At 36.4% G+C, this 3,400-nt stretch carries 3 protein-coding genes; 1 reads left to right on the top strand and 2 read right to left on the bottom strand.

From position 1 onward, the window contains the following. Window positions 1–144 precede the first annotated feature (144 nt). Entirely contained in the window at window positions 145–471 is a 327-nt protein-coding gene (locus BFI01S_RS21290; RefSeq protein WP_061794364.1) for a helix-turn-helix domain-containing protein, read from the top strand. A gap of 52 nt (window positions 472–523) precedes the next feature. On the opposite strand, the gene galU is transcribed toward BFI01S_RS21290, so the two are convergent. Continuing rightward, window positions 524–1,414, bottom strand: coding sequence for a UTP--glucose-1-phosphate uridylyltransferase GalU (galU, locus tag BFI01S_RS21285; protein ID WP_061794363.1), 891 nt, complete (start codon window positions 1,412–1,414; stop codon window positions 524–526). Between the two features lie 32 nt (window positions 1,415–1,446). Continuing rightward, complete coding sequence (locus BFI01S_RS21280; protein ID WP_061794365.1) at window positions 1,447–2,901, bottom strand: glycosyltransferase family 2 protein; 1,455 nt, start codon at window positions 2,899–2,901, stop codon at window positions 1,447–1,449. Between the last annotated feature and the right edge of the window lie 499 nt (window positions 2,902–3,400).

The following is a 3,400-nucleotide window of genomic DNA, read 5'->3' as shown; positions in this document are numbered from 1 at the left end:
GTATTTTTATAAAACTGTGATAACTATCTATTTTAGTCAGTTGACACTGTGGTATGATGATAATAATATTGAACAAAACGTTCTTAATATGGAACTAAATATGATATAATCCTATTACATACAAAATAAGGTGTGTGGTATACGATGATCGGTGATCGTGTAAAAAAACTTCGTCAGGAAAAGAAAATGTCCTTATCCGAGCTTGCAGACCAGGCCAGTGTGGCAAAATCATACTTAAGCTCACTTGAGCGCAACCTGCAAACCAACCCTTCCATTCAATTTCTTGAAAAAATCGCGGGTGTGTTGAATGTCCCTGTGGACCATTTGATCCATGAGCAGATCAACAAGGAAGATCTGGATTCCGAATGGATGAAGATTGTGAAGGAAGCGATGGACTCTGGTGTTTCAAAGGAGCAATTTCGGGAGTTTTTGGATTTTAATAAGTGGAGAGTTGAACAGAAGAAGAATTGACAAAAAGCTGAGGGATACAAGGTTTCACTTGTTCACTCAGCTTTTTTGTGATTTAAATTTTTAATAAGTTTTTCTCAGTTGTATGAACTAATTCTTTTAAATAACTGATAAGCTCACTTTTCAGGTCTTCATGCTGAAGTGCAAACTCAATAGTAGTTTTCACAAAGCCAATTTTTTCACCAACATCATACCTTCTTCCTTCAAAGTCATAGGCAAAAACTGGTTGGATTTTGTTTAATTTTTGAATCGCATCCGTTAACTGAATTTCGCCACCAGCCCCAATTTCCTGTTCATTTAAAAATGTAAATATCTCAGGTGTAAGAATATAACGGCCCATAATAGCAAGATTTGAAGGAGCGGTCCCCGGAGATGGCTTTTCAACAAAATTGTTAACCGCATAAGATTTCCCATTTTGTGATGCTGGTTCAATTATTCCATATCTGTGTGTTTCATTGACAGGAACAGATTGTACCCCAATGACAGACGAGCAGGTTTCTTCGTATATATTAATAAGCTGTTTTAAACACGGTGTTTCACTTTGAACAATATCATCTCCAAGTAGCACTGCAAAAGGCTCATTTCCGACAAAATTTCGGGCACACCATACAGCATGACCAAGTCCCTTTGGTTCTTTCTGTCTAATATAATGAATATCAGCAAGAGTTGAAGAATAACGTACTTTCTCGAGCAAATCTATTTTTCCTTTTCCTTGTAGATTTTGCTCTAGTTCAGGTGCATTATCGAAATGATCTTCAATTGATCTTTTACCTTTTCCTGTAACAATAATTATTTCTTCAATTCCTGATGCCATTGCTTCCTCAACAATATATTGAATTGTCGGCTTATCAACGATCGGTAGCATTTCTTTAGGCTGAGCCTTAGTTGCTGGCAAAAATCTAGTTCCAAATCCTGCTGCTGGGATAATTGCTTTTTTAATTTTCATACAAACTCCCCCATTTTATTAGTATACAATCCCTAAGCTGAATGTCTGGCTCTCAATGTCCAAATTTGGTATAGCATTGCTATAGACGAGTAAATGGTTAAGTATGTCAATACTATCCAGCCAATCTGTAAATAAGGACTAACAGCCATTTGCACACTTTCACTTGTTAAAAATGCCCTTTGATCGATACAAACGTAAATCACTAAAGCTATAAAAAGTATTACAGCAATGACACCTTCCGTTAGTTTGCTTCGGGTATTGCCCCTCTCTGCGTTATACTGTATAGCCCAGCCATCTTTTTTGTTGGCAGATAATTTACCTAACCACACATTGGTGAAGGTAATTAAGTTCACCCATAAATAAATCTCAGGACTAATGAGCAAAGCAGCTAAGACCACATCTATTGGTCTATGCATGGGTGTTTTTAATGCTAGAATGGTGTTAAGAATTGATGCCAACGCAACAGGAGTAAGCCATATCCACGACCAATAAAACTGGTTAGTGGCAATAGCAACTGATAGCAATGATATAAACAATACTCGTACTGTAAGATCTGTAAATGATTTTAATTGAGAGCGCCATATTTTGCCTTTATGTTTTGATTTAACGCCAATATCACTATTTGTAAGTAATTCAACTGTTCCAGATTGCCATTTATTTCGCTGCTGCCTGAACGTGTGATAAGATCTCATCGCGTCAACAAAACAACGAGCTTTAGGGCTTATAAGAGTTTTCCACTTTTTCTGTATTTGCCAAGTTAATAGCATATCTTCTACATCACTTTCATCCTGCCAAGGACCGTCCAACTTATTTTCATCTACAATATCCTGCAATGCCTCAGGCCGAAATAAAGTTGCCTGTCCGCCAAGTACATATGTACTCCCACCATTGTATTGAAGATCTAACAGCCAGCTTGCCATATCCTGTTTTTGCTGATGTGTCCACCAGCGTGCAATTGGGCCACCATACTCACCGCTAGCAATCTTTTCTTCGTAATGTACATCATCTTTTGAAATTAGACTTTTCTTTTTTGGCATTCTCATTGTGTACTTTGCCATTACTCCGCCAATATTTCGCGAGCTCATAAGCCCTTCCCATAATTGCGACAATGCATCAGGAGCAAGCCGGCTATCCGCATCCATACCAAGTATGGCTTTGATGGAATGCTTATAGTATTCCTGGAAAATTGTCAGCTTTTTATCGTACAGGTCTAAAGGGTCACCATATAAGTTTTTCCAGGCAGCGTTTAATGCCCCTACCTTCCGCTGCTTATTATTAACTGTAGATAATACTTTTAAATTCAGCCTAAATTCCTGACCCGCTTCTAATGCGATGGCTTCTGTCTGATCCGTACAATTATCGGCAATTACAATAACATCAAGTTCAACCCCTTTTGGCAGTGATTGATCACCTAAACCAGCCAAACAATCTCGGATCGATTTTTCTTCATTATGTGCTGGAATAAACGCTACAATTCTAGGTTTCATATACGTATTTCTTACTCTTGGATTAGCAGAATAACTAGAATCAAATAATACCCCTGATTCAAAGGGTTCTTCTGTTTCATATGATGCATTAGGGATGCTTAGTACCTTTTCCATTCTTCCTCTCTCCCCCCAGAAATTAAACGGAGTTAAAAGTCTCCTACTAAAAAGTAAAAGTTTATTAACAGACTAGACTACCTTTAAAAATGACTTACCCTCCTTCATTTAAACAGGGAATACATATTTAAATTATTTCTTGTTCTTTTTAAAGAACTATTGTTTTAAGTATATTTCATAATAACGAACATTAAAAATCTCGAAAATGAGCATTTTTTCTTAATAAAGAACGTTTTTATATATTTTCCTCGCTAATTCTTGAATTTTCTTACTATTTTACTTTTTTACACGGTTATAAAATTTATAGAACCTGTATTTCTTGTCATATAACTTCTACCTTTGCTAATCTTTCCTATCTGTTTCTATATTTTTGTGTATATAAAAC

Origin of the sequence: Cytobacillus firmus NBRC 15306 (assembly GCF_001591465.1) — a bacterium.
Lineage (GTDB): Bacteria > Bacillota > Bacilli > Bacillales > Cytobacillaceae > Cytobacillus > Cytobacillus firmus.
Note: the sequence above shows the minus strand (reverse complement) of the source record. Positions and strands in the feature narration are given on the sequence as shown.

Excerpts from the sequence above, each read along its gene's own strand:
- BFI01S_RS21290 (WP_061794364.1), top strand. The coding sequence starts at position 145 with ATGATCGGTGATCGTGTAAAAAAACTTCGTCAGGAAAAGAAAATGTCC.
- galU (WP_061794363.1), bottom strand. The coding sequence starts at position 1,414 with ATGAAAATTAAAAAAGCAATTATCCCAGCAGCAGGATTTGGAACTAGA.
- BFI01S_RS21280 (WP_061794365.1), bottom strand. The coding sequence starts at position 2,901 with ATGAAACCTAGAATTGTAGCGTTTATTCCAGCACATAATGAAGAAAAA.